Source organism: Kineococcus indalonis (assembly GCF_009906395.1).
In the GTDB taxonomy this organism is placed as follows: Bacteria; Actinomycetota; Actinomycetes; order Actinomycetales; family Kineococcaceae; genus Kineococcus; species Kineococcus indalonis.
Genome location: NZ_JAAALM010000728.1, coordinates 1 through 1,504, shown reverse-complemented (window position 1 = coordinate 1,504; position 1,504 = coordinate 1). Strand labels below are relative to the sequence as shown.

2 protein-coding genes are annotated in these 1,504 nt (G+C 74.5%); both read left to right on the top strand.

Going from position 1 to position 1,504, the window contains the following annotated elements; genetic code table 11:
• Nucleotides 1–1,093 (top strand): M14 family zinc carboxypeptidase (locus tag GTR00_RS20630; RefSeq protein WP_205706308.1); only part of this gene is annotated, 1,093 nt, incomplete at its 5' end.
• A 53-nt stretch (nucleotides 1,094–1,146) separates the two neighbouring features.
• On the top strand, nucleotides 1,147–1,504 hold a 358-nt coding region (locus GTR00_RS20625; RefSeq protein ID WP_166613397.1), incomplete at its 3' end, for a DnaJ family domain-containing protein.

The window sequence follows — 1,504 nt, the reverse complement described above, 5'->3', positions numbered from 1 at the left end:
CGACCCGCTGGCGCCCCCGCCGTGCCCCACCGAGGTGCGCCAGCTGCCGATCAACGAGTTCACCAGCCACGCCGAGCTCGGCCGCGAGCTGCGCCGCCTGCAGGCCGTCAGCGACGGCCGCCTCACCGTCTCCGAGATCGGGCGCTCCAGCCGCGGGCGGGAGATCTGGGCCGCCACCGTCGGCACCGGCGAGAAGGTGCTGCTGCTGAACGCCGAGATCCACGGCAACGAGAAGGTCGGGCCCGACGCGGTCCTGCGCGTGCTGGAGCAGCTCGCCACCTCCGACGACGCCTGGACCGAGCGGCTGCTCGCCTCGGTGACCGTCGTGGCCGTGCCCAAGCTCAACGTCGACGGCGCCGAGCTGGACCGGCGCGGCAACGACCGCACGTGGGCGGAGGTCGTCGCGCAGTTCCCGCAGCTGGCCGCCGGTGAACCGGCCTGGAACTACATCCAGCGCGTGCAGCAGGGCGACGACTACGTCACCGCACCGGGTTTCGACCTCAACCGCGACTTCCACGCGGACCTCGGGTACGTGCCCGACCCCGCCGACCTGCCCGGCGTCCCCGAGGGCTTCGGCTGGTTCCTCAACCCCGAGTCGCAGGCGCTGCGCGACCTCTACGTCGACCTGCAGCAGCGCTACGACGGCGTCGACGGGTTCCTCGACGTCCACCACCAGGGTGCCTGCGTGGCCCGCGACGACACCGGCGAGCTCATCGACGTGGCCGTCGACTACCCGCCGCTGCCCGAGCAGGAGTTCGAGCCCGGCGGCAAGCACGCGCCGTACCAGGACGTGCAGGGCCCCTCCCGCCAGCTGGCGACCTCGGCGTTCGCCCTCAACGGCACCCGCACCGTGCTCTTCGAGATCCGCGGGCAGACCCAGACCCTCGGGCAGGCCGGCCGCGAGCGCTTCACCCGCGCCACCGTCGCCGGCATCGAGCAGGTGCTCGCCGACCTCGCCACCGGGGCCGTCGACCGGCTCGACCCGCGCTCCTACGACACGCTCCCCGACAGCGTGCAGCTGACCCCCGACGGACAGGTCGTCCCCGACGCGCAGGTCGTCCCCGACGATGAGGTCGCCGCCGAGGTCGACTGACCACCGGTCGCTCCCGCGCTGCCGCCCGGCCGCGCCCGTCGTAGCCTCGCAGGGTGACGGGCCGGAAACCGGGCGGCAGCTCGTTCGAGGACTGGGTCGAGCGACAGGTCCGCGAAGCCGCCGAGCGCGGCGAGTTCGACGGCCTGCGCGGGGCCGGGAAGCCCCTGCGCGGCCTCGACCGGCCGTTCTCCGCGGAGGAGTGGGCCGCGGAGAAGGCCCGCCGCGAGGGGTTCGACGTCACCGCCATGCTGCCGCCGGCGCTGGCCATGCGCCGCGAGCGGGAGGTGCTGCTGCGCGACGTCGCCGAACTGCGCTCCGCCGCGGAGGTCCAGGCGGTGGTGGAGGACTTCAACGCCCGCGTGCTCGAGCTGTACCGGCGCCCCGCCGACGGCCCGCTGGTCGTCGTGGCCC